Source organism: Henriciella algicola, assembly GCF_003576245.1.
Taxonomy (GTDB): Bacteria; Pseudomonadota; Alphaproteobacteria; order Caulobacterales; family Hyphomonadaceae; genus Henriciella; species Henriciella algicola.
Map to the genome: position 1 here is coordinate 228,471 of NZ_QWGA01000003.1, position 18,673 is coordinate 247,143.

An 18,673-nucleotide genomic window follows, 5' to 3' on the forward strand; every position below is an offset into this window, starting at 1 on the left:
CTAGTGCTCGCTTGCGGCTTCCAGCTCCGCGACCTCTCCGCCAGCGGCGGCGGCACGAGCGTCCATGATTTCACGAACCTTGCTGTCGATCTTGTAGGCAATCAGCCACTGGCCCGTAATGTTCGGGTGGATGCCATCTGACTGGATCGGGGGGATACCCCGCTCCTTGAGCGCAATCATGTCGGGCACAATGTCGATGAGGTGGGCATCTGCCTTGCAGTCGGCGATGTCCTCATTTGCCGCCTTCTCGAAGGTCGAATTCATCGTCTTGCCCTTGATTGGGACAGACCAGCGATACTGGTCCTCGTCCTCAATCGCCAAGGCGCCGGGGGCGATATCGTCGAACGTGTTCACATACAGCACATCGACATCATAGGCGCAGAGCAGGGTCCGCAGGCTTCTCAGCATGAGATAGTATTCAGCCGGATTGTTATTGTGCTCACCGGCATCGCTGATCACGATAAAATCGTCGTCGAAGACCTGGCCATTATCGACCCGTGCATAAACCGTATTGCCCTTGGGGTCCGTCGTGTACGGCAGACCCGTCCCGCCAGCGTAACCGGCCCAGTAATTGTCTTCCGCGATGAATTTGAGCATCGATGCAGGCGAGCGCAGCGACCAGAGGATCTCACTCTCAACCTCCTCAGGTGAATACTGGTCAGGAAACTTTCTGAGCGCATAGCCACGCATGATGCTGTCACCGAAGAGGTGAACCACCGGCAGGCCTGGCGTGCGATAGTTCGCCATACGGACATAGTTTTCATCCTGCGGCCCGGCTTGCGCCACGGCCGGTGCAGCGGCGATCAGCGCACTAACCGCAAGTGCAGAAAATAGACGGAGTCCTGACATCATTTCCCTCGAAACCTCTACCGAAACGACTAGCCGGCCGATATCCCCTCACCCGGCTTAACCACGAGTTCAGACCATTTGATAGCTGCAAGTGTTACGAGTTGTCCATGCGGGTAGCGCTGTTAGCGTTTGCAGCGAGCCATTTGAATTCTCAATAGGTGTGCGCCCAATTATTAATGCAACACATGCGAGCATCCCGGCGTTGCGGAAGTTCCAGATCTCAAAAGGAGCTCCCCACATGGCCGATAATAGCAAGAAGCTGACAACGACGTCCGGTGCCCCGTGGCCGAACAACCAGGATTCCCTGACTGCCGGTGAGCGCGGCCCCCTGCTGATGCAGGACTACCAGCTCATCGAAAAACTCGCCCACCAGAACCGGGAGCGTATCCCGGAGCGGACCGTCCACGCCAAAGGCTGGGGCGCGCATGGTGAGCTCGTCATCACCGAAGACATCTCGAAATATACCAAGGCCAAAGTGCTGCAGAAGGGGGCCAAATCCCCACTCATCGCGCGTTTCTCAACCGTTGCTGGTGAGCGCGGCGCCGCTGACCATGAGCGCGACGTGCGCGGCTTCTCGCTCAAGATCTACACCGAGGAAGGCAACTGGGACATGGTCGGCAACAATACGCCGGTCTTCTTTGTGCGTGACCCGTACAAGTTTCCGGACTTCATCCACACGCAGAAGCGTCACCCGAAGACCAATATGCGCTCCCCGACCGCCATGTGGGACTTCTGGTCGCTCAGCCCGGAGAGCCTGCATCAGGTTACCATCCTGATGTCGGACCGCGGCCTGCCAACGAGCCCGATGCACATGAACGGCTATGGCTCGCACACTTTCTCGCTCTGGAATGATGAGGGCGAGCGGTTCTGGGTGAAGTTCCACTTCAAGACTGAACAGGGCCACGAGCACTATACCAATGACGAGGCCGAAGAGGTCACCGGCAAGACCCGCGAAGGTTATCAGGAGCGGCTCTTCAACGCGATCGAAGACGGCAAATTCCCGCGCTGGAAATTCCAGATCCAGATCATGCCAGAGCTTGAAGCCGAACAGTGCGACTTCAACCCGTTCGACCTCACCAAGGTCTGGCCGCACGCCGATTATCCACCAATCGATGTTGGCCATTTCGAGCTGAACCGGAACCCGGAGAACTATTTCGCCGAGATCGAGAACGTCGCCTTCTCGCCGTCGAACATCGTCCCCGGCATTTCGTGGAGCCCTGACCGGATGCTTCAGGCGCGGATCTTCTCCTACGCTGACGCGCACCGCTATCGCCTCGGCACGCACTATGACCAGATCCCGGTCAATCGCCCGAAATGCCCGGTCCATCACTACCACAAGGATGGTGAGATGAACGTCTATGGCGGCATCAAGACGGGCGATCCGAACGCCTATTATGAGCCGAACTCCTTCAAGGGGCCGGTCGAAGTGCCAGAGGCTCAGGAGCCGCCGCTTCGCATTAGCGGAGATGCCGACCGGTACAACCACCGCAAGGAAGACGACTATTCACAGGTGCGCGTCCTTTTCGAGAAAGTGCTCGAGGATGACGAGAAGGAGCGCCTGTTCATGAACATCGCCGGCACTTGGGGCGCTGTGCCCGAAGAAATCTGCGAGCGTCAGCTGGCAGAGTTCAAGAAGGTCCATCCTGACTATGAAGCCGGTGTCCGCAAGGCCTGGGAAAAGGTGAAAGCGGACGGCGACTACAAGCCGAACGCAGCGCCGGTCACTGACAAGACCCCGCAAACCGTCCCGGCCGAATAACGGCTGATCCTGCATCCAGCTTGTCGGCGGGCGGCGTATCTGGCACTTGCCAATATATGCCGCCCGTCTTCACATGAGAGCGAGCATGCTTTGAGGAGCGCGAAGACACCGCCATGATGATCGCCCGCTTCCTCGGATTTATACTGCTGGGTCTTGGCGCGATCGGCATCTTCCTGCCCGTCTGGCCCACAACTGTATTCTGGATCGGCGCGGCGCTCTGCTTTGCCCGCTCCAGCCCCGCCATGCGCGACTGGATCTATGGGCGGCCGGGCTTTGGCCCGCCTATCCGCGACTTCATTGAAGATGGCACACTTTCGCGCAAGTCGAAGTCAGGTGCCCTCGTCGGCATGACGCTGGCTGGCGGTATCTCGACCGCTTTCCTCTGGGGCCGATGGACGTGGCTTGCCGCCGCGCTCGTTCTCATCGCCTGCGGCATGGCTTATGTAGCCACCCGCCCATCCGATCCGCCTGCCTGACGCTTGCCCTTGCGCTTGTTACAGACCGCATGGGCCAGCTGGAGATTTTCCAGCCTGTCAGGCCCACCGCCTGCCTTCGGAATGATGTGATCGAAGGTGGGACGCTGCTTCTTCCAGATGCTGGCATGCGCCACATCAAACCGGACACGCGGCATGGCCTTGCCGCAAAGGGCACACTGACCATCCTGCGCTTTCCAAAGCTGATCGAAGTGATCACGGCTCAGCGGACGAAGTTCAGCCGTCATCGCTCGTCTTGCGCTTCGCCAGCAGCAGCAGGAGCGAGATTACCGCACCGATGATCGCAACGCCTGCGACGACGACAAACGCAATACTCGCTGCCACCATGACGATGACCGCGATGACGGTCAGCATGAAGACCACACCGGCCCAGCCCAGAAATGTTTTCGGCTTTTGCATGGTCCTGTCTCTCCTGCTCGCTTGCCAGCTTCTATAACGGCTTTGCCGCCCGCTGGTTCATGGCACACCTCAACAGGTCAAAGCCCGCCTAGAGACCAGACGGAAGCGCCCAGCCGCGGCGATAGCAGGCTGCGATGACCGTATTGCGCAGCAGACAGGCAATCGTCATCGGGCCGACACCGCCCGGCACTGGCGTGATATGGCCAGCGACTTTCTCGCAGTCGCCAAAGTCCGCATCGCCAACGAGGCGCGTCTTGCCTTCGCCCTTCTCAGGCGCATCGATCCGGTTGATGCCGACATCAATCAGCACAGCACCCGGCTTCACCCAGTCGCCCTTCACCATTTCAGGCCGCCCGACCGCAGGCACAAGGATGTCCGCCGTCCGGCACAGCGCAGCGAGGTCCTTGGTGCGTGAATGCGCGATCGTCACCGTGCAGTTCTCTGCAAGGAAGAGAAGCGCGGCAGGCTTGCCCACCAGAATGGAGCGGCCAATCACGACGACATTCTTGCCGGAAAGATCGTCCCCCAGAACCGACTTGGCGAGGATGACACAGCCCGTCGGCGTACATGGACGAAGACCATCCTTGCCAAGGACCAGCCGCCCGGCGCTCGCCTCTGTCAGACCATCGACATCCTTTGCTGGCGCGATGCATTCGATAGCGCGCTGCTCATCGAGGCCCTTGGGCAGTGGCAGCTGGAGCAGGATCCCGTCCACCTCATCATCACCGTTCAGACGGGAGATAAGCGCTTCGACCTCATCCTGGCTCGCGTCGACTGGCAGATGATGGTGCAGCGAGCGCATGCCAGCCTCTTCGGTCTGGCGCACCTTGTTTCGCACATAGACCTGGCTTGCAGGGTCCTCGCCGACGAGCACGACAGCCAGTGTCGGCTGACCCGGAAGCGTTTTGACCGCTTCGCCCACTTTCGCGCGCACATCTGCGGCGACCTGTTTGCCATCGATACGTTCAGCCATCGCCCATCCACTCCTCGATCTGGCGCGCTGCCGCGCTGCCGTTTTCGGTCTCGATGTCCACGCCTTTAGTGCGGCTCGCCTGCCCGGTCACCACCTTTACGGCAGATTTCGGCAGGCCCAGCGCCTTGGCGAGCAGCGCCTCGACAGCGACGTTCGCCTTGCCCTTTTCAGGCACCGCGCGCACGCGGACTTTCAGGCTTGGTCGCCCGTCAGCGTCATGGGTCAGGTCTTCGATACGGTCAGCCGACGCATTCGGCGTTACCCGGACCGAAAGACGCATTAGCCCGGCATCGCAATGAGCAGCTGCGGGAACAGCCAGTCGCGGAAGAACAGGATCAGCAGCGCCAGAATAAACACTGAAAGGTCCAGCTGACCGAGTGGCGGGATCGTATTTCGGATCGGGCGCAGCAGGGGCTCAAGCACCGATTCCAGCGTGGAATAGACCTGACGGGCGATCTGACCGTAAGGCGAAAGCACGTTGAACATGAACAGCCAGCTCATGATCACATAAGCAAACAGCGCAAACAGGATCAGCGTCAGGATCGGGTAAACGAAGTACTGGTATAGCGCGAAAGCGAGTTCCTGCACGGGTCTGATCTCCTCCAATTGAGACGCCTGACTAAGCTGAATGCGCTGCTCACTGCAACTCGAAAGCTGCGCAGGTTCACTCTGGGGAAGGCCCGCTTTTTCGAGAAGCTTGCTTGCCGCGGGCGGGAAACGCTTCCATCTTCAACCTGCGCACGAAGTGGGGGCACATGCTGCATCAGGGCGAAATCGAACAACCTTTGCGACCGCTAAGCGGATGGCAGAAAGGCATCATCGCATTCGCCAACGTGGCCATGGGCGCCGGCATGACGATCAATTTCGTCGTGGTCGCGCCGCTCGCGCGGGAAGCTGGCCTCACAGAAATTCAGGTTGCGGGCATCCTCACCTTCTCAGCCGCAATTTACGCGCTGATGATCCCGCAATGGGGCCGCTGGGCCGACAGGTTCGGGCGCAAGCGCGTCATGGTCTTCTCCCTCATGGCGATGGCGGGAACGAACACGCTTTTCGTGCTTGCGCTCAAGGCCGCCCTGGCCGGGCTGGTGACAGGGCTATCGACCTTCTTCCTGCTCGCCTTCATGCGTCTCTGGTTTGGCCTCCTCTCGCCCGGACTGCAGCCAGCTGCCATGGCCGCCATGACGGATGCGACCACACCTGCCACCCGCGCTGGCGGGCTCGGCATGCTTAGCGCAGGCATGGCGCTCGGCTCCATTCTCGGGCCTGCAGGCTCCAGCGTTCTCGCCAAGTTGGGCGCGCTCGCCCCGATCTGGGGCTCCATCATCTTCTGCGCGGCAGCAGGCGTCATCATCGCTTTCGCCCTGCCCAAGTCACGCGGACACCGCGACAGCAGCCGCCCAGAACCGCTGCGCATTCGCGACCCGCGCGTCTTCCCGCACCTTGCTTTCCTGCTCTGCTACTTCATCGCCGTCGGTGCCATTCAACAGACACTTGCTTGGCTTATGGAAGACCGGTTCAACACGGCGCAGGCGGACACCGTGCAGGCCGTGGGGATCGTTTTTTCCTGCATGGCGGTGATGATGATCATCATCCAGTTCGGCTATGTGCAGCGCCTCAATCCCTCGCCGCGCAAAATCCTCCCGATTGGTCTCGCCCTGATTGGTGCAGGCTATATCGGCGCAGCGCTATTGAACGACTTCGCCGCGATGTGCGCCGCCTTCTGCATGGTTGGCGCTGGTTCTGCCATGGCTGTACCCGCGGCTAACGCGCTTGGCAGTCTTTCGGTCGAGCGCCACGAACAGGGCAAGGCCGCCGCCCTTCTTTCGGCCGCGCCGCCATCTGGTTTCATCTTCGGCCCGCTCCTCGGCGCGGCTCTCTATACGCTCGACAGCCGCCTGCCGCTCTTCGTCAGCGCGGCGATGATGCTCTCCCTGCTCGGCTACCGGCTGGTCCGCGAAACACGGCGCGCGGCCTGAGCAACCGCCCGCCTCTGTCCGGCGTTCATTGGCGGGGGCTTGCCGATCAAGCGTGTTCGGCTAGCTCCATCACAAAGCGATGGAGGCTGATCGAATGAAACTGAACCTGAAACTGCTGGCGGGTTGCGCCACGGCGATTGCGCTGGCGGCCTGCGGCGGTCCTGAAACCGTCGATGAAACGCCAGCTGCAGAAGACCCGATCGAAAGCGAAGGCTCGCTCACTGAAGACCCTGAAATTGGCATGGACGAAGCGCCGGGCGGCGACATGGATATGAGCATGTCTGATGCCGACGCCGACGTGGGCAATGAGACGCTGTCGGCCCTCGAAGGTGACTGGGTATCCGGCGATGACAATCTCTCTGAGATGTCAATCCTCGATGGCACCGTAACGATGATGTATGACGGAGAGGTACTGAGCACCGAGACGCTCCAGGCCGTCGACAGCTGCCCGGACGCCGTCGGCGAGACCAGCGACATGCAGCTCATCACGATGACATCGGCAGAAGGTAACGAAACGCTCTGCTACGGCATCATCGCGCTGACCGAGGCAGAGCTGCAGCTCACCTCATATCCGCGCGGCAACACGCTCACCTATATCCGCATGCCAGCGGTCACCGAAAGCGACGCGCAATAGGCACGCAGCCACGACAAAAAGACTGGGCCGGAGGCGGGCAAGCCTCCGGCCCTTTTTCTACGCGCCGGTGGTAAAGGCGTTGAGCTTGTTGCCATCCGGGTCGCGGAAATAGGCGGCGTAAAAGCCATCTTCACCGCGCGGCCCCGGCGCCCCTTCATCGCTGCCACCATTGGCAAGCGCGATCTCATAGAGCTTATCCACCTGCGCGCGGTCCTTGGCCTGCAGCGCGACCATGGTGCCATTGCCAACGCTTGCCGGTTTGCCATCGAACGGCTTGGTCGCCGCGATGCCAGCAGGCCCATCCCAAGCACCCCAGGCGATGAATGTCTCGAAGTCCATCATCCGCCCGGTGCCCATCTCGGCGGCTATGGCGTCATAGAATTTCGCCGCGCGCTGGATGTCATTCGTGCCAAAGGTCACATAACCGATCATTGTCCCACCTCCTGTTTCGGAGCAGGAACATAACACGAACAATAAGCTTTTGGCGAGCGAAATCTGGGCCCGCTGGCCTAACGGAGAAAGTCGCTCCGGCAGCCGCCCTTTGCCTGGCTTGGCGTGCCAAGGAAGATGTCTTCAAAGATCAGCCGGTCGCCCTCGATTCTCGCGCGACCTTCGGTCACCATGTCTTCCGGTATCTGGTTTCCGCCTTCGACCTCAAAGCTGAACGCGCCGGTCGCAGGATCATAGTCAAAAGCTGCCCAGTAATCCTTGTAGACCTCGAACGGCGTCCAGGTGACCGTCAGGTCGCCGCCGCCGCTGAAGACCAGCTCTTTCACCGCGCTATCGGGCGGGCAAGTCTCATCATCCTGGCGCCAATAGCCTACAAGGGGGTTTTGCTCTGCACTGAAGACCTCGATCGGCCCGCCAATCGGATGACGGCCCCGATAGGTGCCCTCGACACGCACCCGCGCGCCTGCCTCGACATCCGGCGAAATGGTCAGGAACGCTGTGCCTGTCTCATCGCGCGAAAAGCTGCCAGCCTCCGCAGGAACGACGTTGAGGTCGCCGATACAGCCCGCAGGCACCGAATTGTAGCCGCCCGGCATATCGGTCCAGTAAGGCTGGAGGGAAATCATCTCGCCCGGTTCGGCGGACTGCGGCTCCATCCAGAAGAAGAAAACCTTGTCGCCGACCGCCGGGCAGGCCTCGCCGGTCAGCACCGCGCGCCGCGCAGCCTCTTGCGGGTCGTTAGGGCTCGCCTGACAGGCCGGTGCGCCGAAAAGGCCACCGGCCGCAAGCAGGCTGGCGAATAGTGCGTGTTTCATATGTCCCCCCACTCTCTACTCGCGGCGAGCTTACATCGCAGAGATGCCGCCATCCACTTTCAGCTCGATCCCCGTGACGAGCTTGCTCTCATCGGAGGCAAGATAGAGAACCGCATAGGCGATATCGTCCGGGTCACCCACCTTGCCGAGCGGGATCTGGCGGCCAAGCTTCTTCAGCGCCTCTTCCTCACCGAACATTTCCTTGGTCCGGTCGAGGATCGGCGTGTTGATGAAGACAGGGTGGACCGAGTTACAGCGGATCTGGCCGCCAGTCTTTGCGCAGTGAAGCGCAATCGACTTTGACATGTGGCGCACAGCCGCCTTGGCCGTATTGTAGGCGATATAGTTGCCGCTCGCGATGATGCCCGCGATGGACGAAATGTTCACGATCGAGCCAAGGCCATGGTCGCGCATCAGGGGCAGCGCGTACTTACAGCCATGGAAGATCGAATCGACGTCGATCTCCTGCACCTTGCGGAACATCTCGTAATTCTCGTCCTCGACAGAGCCGAGCGAACCGATACCGGCATTATTGACCAGCACGTTTAGTCCGCCCATCGCGTCATGGGCTTCTTTCAGAACAGTCTGCCAGCGCTCTGCATCGGTGACGTCATGTTGCCAGGCAAAGGCTGTGCCTTCACCAAGTTCGGCATTGATCGCGGCCGCAACCTTGTCTGCGCCGTCTCCATTGATGTCGGTCACAGTGACCTTCGCGCCCTCGCGCGCCAGCATCCATGCGGTGGCCTCGCCAAGCCCCTGCGCGCCGCCTGTAATGAATGCCTTCTTGCCTGAAACTCTGCCCATGATGCGCGCTCCTCTCGCCTTGTTCTTGTCTGTTGCAGCGGCTGCAGTCCCAGCTTCCTTGCCCTGCGTCAAGGTTCAACCACCCCAGCGCCATGGCCGCCTTCCCCACCGTGAAGCATTTTTAAATGATTTTGCGGTCTACTCACTGGCAAAAATATAAGGGGGGAAGGCGCGTGCCGCACCGCAACGAAATCAATCTTTCGCTGAACCAGGTCCTTGATGCCGTCGCGAGCATCGAGAACGGATTTGCCTTGCATGGTCCGAACTTCGAACTTCTCTTCGTGAACGAAACGGCCAAGCGGCACTTCCCCGAATTCTATCGTCAGCTATCGGCGGGCAAGAATCTGGACGACGCGATGCTCGCCAGCACGCGCACAATTGTCGAAGACAGCGAGCGCTTCAGCTCGCTGGAATACTCTCGCAAGCTGGTGGAAAAAATCCGTGCCTTCAGCTCTATCGATGTGCTGACAGACGATGGTAAATCCATCAAGGCCAGCTTCTCGCCCATGCCGGACGGCAATGTTCTCTGCCTCAGCCACGACATCACCGACATTCAGGAAAACCAGCGCAAGCTGCGTCATGCCAAACGCGAGGCGCAGGCAGCCAGTGAAGCGAAGTCCGAGTTTCTTGCCTCGATGAGCCATGAAATCCGTACACCACTCAACGGCATACTCGGCATGGCGCAGGCACTTGCCTCCCGCAAGCTCGACACCGACGAGCGCGAGATGGTTGGGGCGATCCTTGATTGCTCGAAGTCGCTGATGACGCTGCTGAACGACATTCTGGATCTCTCAAAGATCGAGGCGGGCAAGCTCGACATCGCGCCAATCGCCGATGATTTCCGGCACAAGCTGAAACGCACCGAGCGCTTCTACCGCCCGAAGGCCGAGGAGAAGGGCCTCTTCCTGCGTGTGATTGTGGACAAGTCCGTGCCCTCCGTTCTCGAATTCGACCCCGTCCGCTTCCGCCAGTGCATCGACAACCTCGTATCCAACGCGCTCAAGTTCACCTCAGAAGGGGGCGTCATCGTCGCGGCGACCTGCGAACCAACGGACACCGAAGGCCATGTCCGGCTGAAGATCCATGTGTCCGACACTGGCATTGGGATGGATGACGGCCAGGTCGCGAGCCTGTTCGAAAATTTCCAGCAAGCCGACCGCTCAACCACCCGCATTTACGGCGGCACGGGCCTTGGCCTTGCCATCACGCGAAAGCTTGCCCGCATGATGGGCGGCGACGTGGCGGTCGTCAGCAAACCGGGCAAGGGCTCCATCTTCACGCTCAGCTTTGAAGCAGCGCTTCCTGAATATGAAGCCGCTCCGCAGATCCCGGAAAGCTTCAAGCCGCACGAGGTCAAGGTTCGCGACGAGCGCGTTGTCGACTTTCGCGGCAAGACCGCGCTTGTCGTCGATGACAACCGCATCAACCGCCGCGTCGCACGCCTCTTCATTGAGCCGGTCGGGCTGCACGTCCTTGAAGCATCGAGCGGCGAGGAGGCTCTTGAAGTCCTCCAGACCTCGAAGATCGACATCGTGCTACTCGACATCCACATGCCGAAGATGGACGGGCCGGAAACCCTCAAACGCCTGCGCGAGATGGGCGGCGCCTTTGAAAGCGTGCCTGTCATCGCCCTCACAGCAGATGCCATGGCCGGCGACCGCGAGCGCTATATGAAGATAGGCATGTCGGATTATGTGTCGAAGCCGATCGATGAGCGCCAGCTTATCGCAACGATGAGCCGGTGCATGTCCGCTGCCGGGCCTGAAGTCGCTGCGCGCCGCAGCGCCGAAGATACCGAAACGCTGGGTGCCATCGACAGCTTGATCCAGCGGATGAGCGCCTAGGCAAGCTTGGCGGCAAAGCCATCCATCTTGTTGGCAAGGTCGATGTCTTTCTGGGTGACACCGCCCGCATCATGGGTCGTTAGCGTGACCTCAACCGTATTGTAGACGTTGAACCATTCAGGGTGGTGGTCGGCCTTCTCTGCCTGCGTCGCACTTGCGCTCATGAACCCGAAGGCCGTCGCGAAATCCTCGAACTTGAACGTCTTGGTGATCGCGTCCGTATCGCCGTCTGCGGCTTTCCAGCCTTTGACCTTGGTCAGAACGTCTTCGACTTTCATCTTGTCGGCCATTGCTATTCCTCGCCTGTTATCTCGTGAACATAATAGAGCCAGCGACCGTCCTCGGCGATCGCCGTGCGGATACCGGGATAACCGCGCCCTTCTCTCACCTGTGCAATCCCTGCCTCACCGACCAGTTCCTCAAGCCGTGCCCTCTGACTGAAGTTCAGCCGTTCCGGCAGCAGCGCTTCAGGCTCCAGCGCGGCGAGTTCCGGCCAGACATACCAGGTTTCGCCCGCTACCATCTTCACGCCATATGGCCCGTCCAGCAGCTCATCCAGCCGCAGGATAGGGTCGAAGCCCGTCCGGCGCAGAAGGTCCCAGTGCTCGCCATGGGACGCACCAGCAAAGTTCGAGACGAAGCCAGATTGCGAGCTTGCAAGCCGCGTCAACTGGCGGAGCGAATTGCTTTCGATGATGCCGCGAAGCTGGCTGATCTTTTCCTGCGCAGGCGCGCTAAGAACTGTTCGAACACTCTCTGGCTCACGGTTCGGCACCATATATTCCGGTGCCTGCTCAACCTGCAGCGTGACCGTCTCACGGACATCTTCCTCACCGCAAGCCACCAGCCCGGCAATCAGGACGATACCCGCAAGAAGTCGGATTGAGATCAGTCTGTCAGCGTCCATCCGGTCGCAGCTTCCAGGTCAGACAGAAGCTGGTCCTCATTAAGTACCTTGATCGTCGTCATCCCCATCGCCCTAGCAGGTTTCAGGTTGATGCCGAGATCATCAAGATAGACGCAATTCTTCGGGTCCACATCCAGCGCTTCACACATCAGCGCATAAATCCGTGGATCAGGTTTGCGGATGCCGAGTTTTGAGCTCTCGATCATCTCGTCGAACAGGCCAAAGACCTTCTCGATCTCGCTGGCGCGGCCTTCGTCGGTCTGCATACCTGCACCTTTGCCGACCGGCGCATTGTTCGTGATGCAGCCGACTTTCACCTTCGCCTTGCAGCGTTTCAGCGCCTCGACGACGCGCGGGCGCAGGTTGCCCGACAGGAGGCCAAGAATATCCTTGCCCGGCACAGAGTGCCCCAGCGCTTCGGCTTCCTTGCGGAACAGCTCATCAAACTCTTCAGCGTTCACTTTTGACTGCTCGAGCTTGGCCCAGGCATTGGTGTCGCCATTGACGGCGTTAACGCCGCGAATGAAGTCCTTGGGAAGGCCCTTTTCGGCCTCATAGCGGTTGAACGCTTCGAAGGGCGAGGAGGTGAGCACACCGCCAAAGTCCCAGATCACGGCTTGGATATTGTCTGTCATGGCAAGAGCTGTAGCGGCTTCGACAGGCGGCGTCGACCGCCTATCACGTACCGTCAGCCCGCTAATTCGCTGGCCTGTCGCAAGGTCAGCTGAGGAAATTTAACCGTCAGAATTCAGGCGTTTGTACATGACATGCGCGTCCACGAACCCTTTTTCAGGATGCGCGAACGCTTTGGGCAGCGTGCCGACAATCTCAAATCCCAGTTTCTGCCAGAGGCGTATCGCGCCTTCATTGGTCGACACGACGAAGTTGAACTGCATCGCCCGGAAGCCTGCCTTGATCGCTTCCTCCTGGCTGTGCTGGCACATCAGCCCCGCAATGCCGCTGCCGCGCGCCAGAGGCGACGTCATATACCCGCAATTGCAGACATGAGCGCCGCCGCCGCCCTGATTGGCCTTCAGATAATAGGTGGCGAGGACGCCGCTTTCGTCCTCGAACACGTAGGTCTGCTTGTCGTCCCCGAACCAGTAGGCAAGCGCAGCCTCGCGGCTGATATCCTTTGCAATTGCATAAGTGTCGCCTGCCCGGAATACTGGCTCTACGATCTGCCAGACGGCGCTTTCGTCGCGAACCCCTGCCCGGCGGATGAGGACATCATTACCCGGCATCGATGAGCGTCTGCTTGCGCTTGGGGGCCTGCGTCGGCTTTGCCGTCTCTTCCCGGCTGGCATGCTCAAAGCCCATCGCGCCCAGCAGCGCCTCATCGCGCGTCTCGCCGGGATTGTCAGTGGTCAGCAACCGGTCGCCGACGAAAATAGAATTTGCGCCCGCCAGCATGCAAAGCGCCTGACCTTCCTCACTCATTGCTTCACGCCCGGCCGACAGACGCACCCAGCTTTTGGGAAACACGATGCGGCAGACTGCAATTGCGCGCGCCATCTCGATCACGCTGACGGGCGGGCTCTCACCAAGCGGCGTCCCCTTGATCGGCACCAGCATGTTGATTGGCACACTTTCTGGATGTGGGGTGAGCTTGGACAGCTCATGGATGAGACCGATGCGATCATCGCGCCCCTCGCCCATGCCCAGAATACCGCCGACACACAGGTTCAGTCCTGCCTCCCGGCAATGCGCCAACGTGTCCAGCCGGTCTTCGTAGGTTCGGGTCGACACGACGCTCGTGTAATACTCTCGTGAGGTATCGAGATTGTGGTTGTAGTAGTCGAGCCCCGCTTCCTTGAGCGCGACGGCCTGTTGCGGCTCGAGCATGCCGGCAGTGACACATGTCTCCAGACCTTCGGCTTTCACCGCAGAGATCATCGCCGCGATCTTCGGCACGTCGCGTTCTTTCAGATTGCGCCAGGCCGCGCCCATGCAAAAGCGGTCTGCCCCGCCAGCCTTTGCCTCGCGCGCGGCAGAAACGACGTCCTCGAGCGGCATCAGTTTTTCGGCCTTCAGACCAGTGTCAAAGTGGGCCGACTGGCTGCAATAGCCACAGTCTTCAGCGCAGCCGCCCGTCTTGATGGACAGCAGCTGGCTCTTTTGAACCTTTCCATCCGCCCAGTTCGCTGATTTCACGCTGAGTGCCAGCCCCATCAGACTGTCGAGGGGCTGAGTGTAAAGGTCCGCAATCTCTTCGCGCGACCAATCATGCCGCGGTGTTAATCCCGTAAACGCCATAAAACACACCTCCCTTTGGCACCCTAACGCTATGCAAAGCGGCATAGGCGTCAGGTCTCAGGATGAGTTTTCAAGGCAAAGCTGGCGCGGTTCAACCCGCCACTTTCATGGCGCAGTCCTTTTTTGGGCCCGAGAAATTTACGCAGATGCGCGTGCGGGCGCGACGTCCCAGTCGGTCTGACGATTGACCGTTGCAGTCACTGGCAGCCAGCAGACGACTTCCGTTCCGCCACCGGGGGTCGACTTTATGCCGACATTACCGCCATGCAGGTCGACAAAGTTCTTTACCAGCGCAAGGCCAAGGCCCGCACCGCGCTGATCCGACGAAGTGAAGCTGTCAAAGCTGGAGGCCTGATGCTCGGCGTCGATGCCCTTGCCTGTGTCGCGCACAGACAGGATGGCCATGTTCTCGACGCGCGTCGCAGACACAGTGATCTCGCCGCCCGGCTCGGTAAAGCGCATCGAGTTCGAGAGCAGGTTGAACAGGATCTGGCGGATGCGGCGCTTGTCGGCATGGATGGTGCCAAGGTTGTCGCCGATCTCTGCGTGGACATGGATCTCAGTGTCCGACGCCTTGCCTACGGTCAGGTCGATGCTTTCCTGCACGATTTCGGCAAGCGCAAAATCCTCAAGGTCGAGATCCATCCGTCCGGCCTCGATCAGGGCGAGGTCGAGAATGTTCTCAATCAGCTTGTTGAGATGGTCGGAGGCGGTCAGGATGGAATTCACATTGTCCATCTGACGCGAATTTAGTTCACCATTAGTTTCCGACTGGAGAAATTCTGCATAGCCGAGAATGGTCGTCAGCGGGGAGCGCAGCTGATAGCTGACATTCCGCACGAACTCCGTCTTCAGCCGGTCAGCCGCCTCAAACGCTTCAGCGCGTCCACGAAGCGCGCCCTCGACGGCCCGCTGGGCTGTTTCATCGGCGAACGCGATCAGCGTGTTTCCATCCGGCAGGGGCTGAGTAATGTAGTGTAGCACCGTGCCATCCGCGCGCTGCATCTCGCCTTCCGTTGTCCGGCGCGCATTGGCGGACGGGTCCGTAATGTGGCCCTTGATCTCACTCCAGCGCGTGCGATCACTGAACAGCGGCAGGCACGCCTCGATCACATCATCATAGTCTGGCGTGTTCTTCACATCGCCCGAATCAAGCTGCCAGAGCGATTCGAACGCCTTGTTGGACAGCTTCAGCCGCCCGTCAGAACCGAACACAGCCACCGCCTGGCGCAAACTGTCGAGCGTCGAGGTCTGCGTCTTGATCAGCGCATTGAAGCGCGTCTGCAGGTCCAGCTCGCCAGTAATGTCCTTGAACAGCAGCAGCAGGCCACCCATCGGGTGGCGCTGGCGCGTGACCGAAAGCGTGCGCCCATCCGGCAGCGACCAGGTATCTTCCTCGATGCCGCTAATCTCGCGGTAGTGAGACAGCTCATCGGCCCGCCAGGTCGCATATTCGGCCTGCGCCGGCAGCTTCCTGTCCTGACGCAGCCGGTCCAGCAACTCACCATGGGCTGGCGAATCGAGCAGATAGCTCTCGTCGAAGTCCCACATCTGGGAAAAGGCACGGTTATAGAAGGTCAGGCGACGGTCCGGGCCGAAGATCGCCACGCCGTCTGCCACATGGTTCAGCGTTTCATCATGCGCGCGCACATGGCGGTTCAGCTCATCACGCGCGGCTTCCTGTTCGGACACGTCGAAAGCAATCGCCCCTGCCCCGCCAGACAGCGGAAAGCTCAATATGCGCATGGAGCGGCGCTCGCCATCGATGACGAGGTTGCGCACCGCATCAATGTCGCGCTGCTCTGTGATCGTCCGGCGAAGCTGCTCATCGGTCTTGTCATCGAGCTTGAGCTGGCGATCCAGCGCCTGGTCGAGCGACTTGCCGTCGACAGCTCTCAGATAAGTATCGTTCGCCCATTGCAGGCGCCCGACGCCTGAAACGCGCCAGGCCGGGAAAGGCAGCTTGCCCAGCATGTCGAGGAATGCGGTGGGGTCGCGCGCAATAATCTGCCGGGTCTCTTCCAGCTTTCCGCGCGCAGAGCTTTCTTCCAGCCCCTTGATGGTCGAATCGGTAATCCAGACAACGGCCCGCGCGCCAGCGGTGCGTCCGTCCGCCTCGAGAAAGCGGCCCGACGGCCCGATCAGCGTCAGCGAGAAAGGCTGGCCATGCTCACGCAGCTCACGCAGGCGCTCACGCAGCGTCGTGTCCTTGCCGGCGCCATCGCGCGCCTCAAGATCAGCAAGGCCTTCGATGATCCGGATGGACGGGTCCTCGGACACCGCCTCGTCGGTGAACTTCAACAGCCCCGCCAGCGCGACCGGAGAGCCATGTATCTGCGGCGGCGCAATATCGTCGTCTTCGTCCTCAAGCTCATCGCCCTGCCAGACAAGGATGACACCCGGATGCGCACCCAGCACAGACTGAAGCGCCGCCAGACCGGTCTCTGCTTCTGAGGCACGGTCACGATACTTGCGGGCAGCGCCGCGCGCGCCATCCGACGTCCGCAAGGCCCATAGGATAAAGGCGAGGCCCAGCGCCAGCGCACCGCCAGAGATGATCAGGGAGACGTATTCTGCAGTCATCCGTTACCTTCGCCACTTTCGAACAGGCCGCGCCGCAACGCGTAAATATTAACCGATTGACCCGTTCGCGTTAAGCCCGGGTTAACGCCGTGGTAACCCTTATGGCACGCGGTCCAGCAGATGTTCAGCGCCCGTGACCACCGCGTCGAGGTCGGCCTCTTCCTTCCCCTCTGCCGTCTCCAGCAGGATGGCCGCAAACGCCCGGATGTTTTCGCGCCGCGCCTTGGCCTCGCCATCTGCGAGCGCCTCCTCCCAGCTCTCATGCGGCGCCGGGTCGGCTAGCACCTCCATCCAGATCGCGATCTGCTCCTCGGTCAGCAGGCCGCGCTGCACCAGAAACAGGATCGGGCGGGCAAGACGCTGGGGCTCTTCAGAGACAAAGACCGGCGCCTCGCGCGATCCGATGGCGTCGAACACCGCCTTGGCGATCATGAACGCCTCACCCTCACCAATTTCCGGGTTGAGGCTGAGCTGCATCAGAAGGTCCGCGCCATGCGCCACACCGTGCCGCCAGCCCTCGCCTTCGATGAAGCCGCGATAGTCGCGTACATTCGCCGTATAGTCCGCGCCGGCCGCCAGCAGCGTGCGCCGCTCGCCCTGGCTCATCCACGCCTCGATCCGGTCGGTCCGCGCGACTTCAGCCAGCGCCAGCGCTGCGAAGGGACGCGAAAAGCCAAGCGGGTCGTTTTCTGTGTTCGCGAGACGGGTCAGCAGCCGCTGCTTCAATTCGCGCAACTCTGCCTCTTCAGCGCGGTCAGACCGCAGAATGTCGGTGATGCCCTCATAGGCGATGCCATCGCGAATGTCGGGGTTCGGGTCGGCAAGGCAATGCTCCAGCATGGCCAGATAGCCCGCCGCGCCCTCGCCCTCTGTCAGCGGATAGCCGCTCTCTTTCCAGCGCAGCAGGATGTCATGCGTCCAGCCTTCCGGGATGCACTGCCCCGCCTCCAGCAACGGCCTGTCCGTCGCTACTGCCTCATCGGCCGGCGCGTCCATTGAGGAAAGGATAAGCGGCGCAGGCAAGGCGCGCCCCTTGCCCTCCTGCTCCGGGTCCCACAGGCACTCAGGATCAATGCCGAGAACGAACTCTGACAGCCAGTCGATCTCCGGCACCGCCTCATCGCCTGCAAAACCGTGGGGCGCGGCCTCGGCAGCTTCGACATAGGCCGCAAGATAACGCGAAGCCGTGGGGATGTACGACCAGTGCCAGCGTTCCGGTTCGTAGCCGATCTGGCGGCCGCTGGCGCGCGGCGAATAGACTTCGCAGAAGCCATACTCACCGGCATGCGCCTTCAGCCAGTCATAGACAGGTTTGCCTTCCGGCGTGTCGAAATACGCATTGTTGAAAGCATTAAGGTCAAGATCCGTGCCCCAATGATGGCGCGACGTCCCCGGCATGGCGCTATAGCGCATGATGTTGAGCGCGATGTCGCGCGGGCTGACACCGGCCAGCCGCTCATAGCGGTCCTGCCACTTGTTTTCCCAGATAAAGCGCTGGTGCCTGAATGAACGAAACGCCGACAGGATCACAAGGTGCACCCCGTCGCGCGCCGCCGCCTCACGCATCCGGCCATAGGCCTCCAGCGTGTCATACTCGGCATACATACCGCTGCGCACTGCCCAGCTTTCCGGCACTTCCCAGAAGACATCATACGGGTCGACATCGCCGCGCAGGATGCGCGTTCGGTCTGGATAATCATCGGGAAGGAAAAGCTTCGGCCTATCCATCCAGGCGCTGAGGGATGACATCACCGGAGAACGGTCTTCCGCCTCAACACTTTCTGCCGGTTCTTCAGCTGCCGCAGCCTGGTTCTGCGGAACAGTCGCCTCCTCGGCCACAGCTTGCGCGGCCAGAAACGACACCGATACGCCAATGATGAGCGCCAGCTTCCGAAAAAGCGAAGATGCCATGCCTCGACCCCAGCTGCGC

At 60.7% G+C, this 18,673-nt stretch carries 21 protein-coding genes; 5 read left to right on the plus strand and 16 right to left on the minus strand.

The genetic code is table 11. The features are described 5' to 3' along the window. The gene (locus D1222_RS01585) at window positions 1–852 is read right to left on the minus strand and encodes an SGNH/GDSL hydrolase family protein (protein ID WP_119452488.1); all 852 of its coding nucleotides are present in this window, start codon (window positions 850–852) and stop codon (window positions 1–3) included. Window positions 853–1,087: 235 nt separating this feature from the next. Here D1222_RS01585 and D1222_RS01590 point away from each other — a divergent pair, with 235 nt between their 5' ends. Together D1222_RS01590 and D1222_RS01595 are read left to right on the plus strand one after the other, a co-directional pair. Beyond that, window positions 1,088–2,608 (plus strand): catalase, encoded by a 1,521-nt coding sequence (locus D1222_RS01590; protein WP_119452489.1) that lies wholly within the window; start codon window positions 1,088–1,090, stop codon window positions 2,606–2,608. A gap of 113 nt (window positions 2,609–2,721) precedes the next feature. Continuing rightward, the gene (locus D1222_RS01595) at window positions 2,722–3,084 is read left to right on the plus strand and encodes a YbaN family protein (RefSeq protein ID WP_119452490.1); all 363 of its coding nucleotides are present in this window, start codon (window positions 2,722–2,724) and stop codon (window positions 3,082–3,084) included. On the opposite strand, the gene D1222_RS01600 is transcribed toward D1222_RS01595, so the two are convergent. From D1222_RS01600 to D1222_RS01620, 5 genes are all read right to left on the minus strand, one after another. Next, window positions 3,048–3,329: an HNH endonuclease gene (locus D1222_RS01600; RefSeq protein ID WP_119452491.1), complete on the minus strand. Its 282-nt coding sequence runs from the start codon at window positions 3,327–3,329 to the stop codon at window positions 3,048–3,050. The genes D1222_RS01595 and D1222_RS01600 overlap by 37 nt on opposite strands. Then, window positions 3,319–3,501: a hypothetical protein gene (locus D1222_RS01605; protein WP_119452492.1), complete on the minus strand. Its 183-nt coding sequence runs from the start codon at window positions 3,499–3,501 to the stop codon at window positions 3,319–3,321. Before D1222_RS01605 ends, D1222_RS01600 begins: the two co-directional genes overlap by 11 nt. An 88-nt stretch (window positions 3,502–3,589) precedes the next feature. Beyond that, the gene (folD, locus tag D1222_RS01610; RefSeq protein WP_119452493.1) at window positions 3,590–4,474 is read right to left on the minus strand and encodes a bifunctional methylenetetrahydrofolate dehydrogenase/methenyltetrahydrofolate cyclohydrolase FolD; all 885 of its coding nucleotides are present in this window, start codon (window positions 4,472–4,474) and stop codon (window positions 3,590–3,592) included. Continuing rightward, a complete protein-coding gene (locus tag D1222_RS01615; RefSeq protein ID WP_119452494.1) occupies window positions 4,467–4,754 on the minus strand; it encodes a DUF167 family protein in 288 nt (95 codons plus the stop codon). Before D1222_RS01615 ends, folD begins: the two co-directional genes overlap by 8 nt. Further along, window positions 4,754–5,062: a YggT family protein gene (locus D1222_RS01620; protein ID WP_233348462.1), complete on the minus strand. Its 309-nt coding sequence runs from the start codon at window positions 5,060–5,062 to the stop codon at window positions 4,754–4,756. Before D1222_RS01620 ends, D1222_RS01615 begins: the two co-directional genes overlap by 1 nt. A gap of 167 nt (window positions 5,063–5,229) precedes the next feature. On the opposite strand from D1222_RS01620, the gene D1222_RS01625 reads away from it, so the two are divergent. Next, complete coding sequence (locus tag D1222_RS01625) at window positions 5,230–6,450, plus strand: MFS transporter (protein WP_233348463.1); 1,221 nt, start codon at window positions 5,230–5,232, stop codon at window positions 6,448–6,450. A gap of 94 nt (window positions 6,451–6,544) precedes the next feature. Beyond that, on the plus strand, window positions 6,545–7,084 hold the full coding sequence (locus tag D1222_RS01630; RefSeq protein WP_119452496.1) for a hypothetical protein: 540 nt from the start codon (window positions 6,545–6,547) through the stop codon (window positions 7,082–7,084). Window positions 7,085–7,141: 57 nt separating this feature from the next. Here D1222_RS01630 and D1222_RS01635 read toward each other — a convergent pair whose 3' ends face one another. From D1222_RS01635 to D1222_RS01645, 3 genes are all read right to left on the minus strand, one after another. Next, a complete protein-coding gene (locus D1222_RS01635) occupies window positions 7,142–7,516 on the minus strand; it encodes a VOC family protein (protein ID WP_119452497.1) in 375 nt (124 codons plus the stop codon). Window positions 7,517–7,593: 77 nt separating this feature from the next. Further along, window positions 7,594–8,349 carry a hypothetical protein gene (locus D1222_RS01640; protein WP_119452498.1) on the minus strand — a complete coding sequence of 252 codons (756 nt, stop codon included), beginning with the start codon at window positions 8,347–8,349 and terminating at the stop codon, window positions 7,594–7,596. 30 nt (window positions 8,350–8,379) lie between these two features. Next, window positions 8,380–9,153 (minus strand): SDR family oxidoreductase, encoded by a 774-nt coding sequence (locus D1222_RS01645; RefSeq protein WP_119453681.1) that lies wholly within the window; start codon window positions 9,151–9,153, stop codon window positions 8,380–8,382. A gap of 173 nt (window positions 9,154–9,326) precedes the next feature. Between D1222_RS01645 and D1222_RS01650 the strand changes: the two genes are divergently transcribed. Then, complete coding sequence (locus D1222_RS01650; protein WP_182481836.1) at window positions 9,327–10,997, plus strand: response regulator; 1,671 nt, start codon at window positions 9,327–9,329, stop codon at window positions 10,995–10,997. Here the strand turns inward: D1222_RS01650 and D1222_RS01655 are convergent. The 7 genes from D1222_RS01655 to D1222_RS01685 all read right to left on the minus strand — a co-directional run bounded on the left by D1222_RS01655 (window position 10,994) and on the right by D1222_RS01685 (window position 18,654). Further along, window positions 10,994–11,287, minus strand: a complete 294-nt coding sequence (locus tag D1222_RS01655) for a 4a-hydroxytetrahydrobiopterin dehydratase (protein WP_119452500.1) — start codon at window positions 11,285–11,287, stop codon at window positions 10,994–10,996. The two genes, D1222_RS01650 and D1222_RS01655, sit on opposite strands and share 4 nt — an antisense overlap. A 2-nt stretch (window positions 11,288–11,289) precedes the next feature. After that, window positions 11,290–11,904, minus strand: coding sequence for a hypothetical protein (locus D1222_RS01660; RefSeq protein WP_119452501.1), 615 nt, complete (start codon window positions 11,902–11,904; stop codon window positions 11,290–11,292). Beyond that, complete coding sequence (locus tag D1222_RS01665; RefSeq protein WP_119452502.1) at window positions 11,886–12,539, minus strand: HAD-IA family hydrolase; 654 nt, start codon at window positions 12,537–12,539, stop codon at window positions 11,886–11,888. Before D1222_RS01665 ends, D1222_RS01660 begins: the two co-directional genes overlap by 19 nt. Window positions 12,540–12,638: 99 nt before the next feature. Then, window positions 12,639–13,148 carry a GNAT family N-acetyltransferase gene (locus D1222_RS01670; RefSeq protein ID WP_119452503.1) on the minus strand — a complete coding sequence of 170 codons (510 nt, stop codon included), beginning with the start codon at window positions 13,146–13,148 and terminating at the stop codon, window positions 12,639–12,641. Then, entirely contained in the window at window positions 13,138–14,160 is a 1,023-nt protein-coding gene (bioB, locus tag D1222_RS01675; protein WP_119452504.1) for a biotin synthase BioB, read from the minus strand. Before bioB ends, D1222_RS01670 begins: the two co-directional genes overlap by 11 nt. 138 nt (window positions 14,161–14,298) lie before the next feature. Beyond that, entirely contained in the window at window positions 14,299–16,743 is a 2,445-nt protein-coding gene (locus D1222_RS01680) for a sensor histidine kinase (RefSeq protein WP_119452505.1), read from the minus strand. 99 nt (window positions 16,744–16,842) lie between these two features. Further along, window positions 16,843–18,654, minus strand: a complete 1,812-nt coding sequence (locus D1222_RS01685; protein WP_182481837.1) for a DUF2785 domain-containing protein — start codon at window positions 18,652–18,654, stop codon at window positions 16,843–16,845. Window positions 18,655–18,673: the final 19 nt, after the last annotated feature.